Below are 249 nucleotides of genomic sequence, written 5' to 3'. Positions count from 1 at the left end.
ATTCTAACCCAATAATAATCGCCATTATCTAATACCCTGGTATTTCGTTCAAGTATTCTCGCTGGCTGATGCGGCCTTGCTTCGCGCCAGTTGCTCAGCTTCCTGTTTTGCCAGCGTGCGCGCAAGAATCGCCGAGTATAGCGGTTTCCCGCCGGTAAATTGCGCTAATAGTGTTGCGCCAAGACCGGTAATAATCATTGGCAAAATGAGCTGGTAGTTATCGGTCATCTCCAGAACCAGAATGATCCC

Annotated in this window: 1 pseudogene; it reads right to left on the bottom strand. The window is 48.6% G+C overall.

The annotated features are described in order from the left end of the window. Positions 1-48: 48 nt before the first annotated feature. Positions 49-249 (bottom strand): annotated as a pseudogene (locus AC0IZJ_RS28605) (hypothetical protein); the annotation flags it as partial.

The sequence above is a fragment of the Roseateles sp. AC306 genome, assembly GCF_979253795.1.
This window is presented reverse-complemented; position numbering and strand designations above follow the sequence as displayed.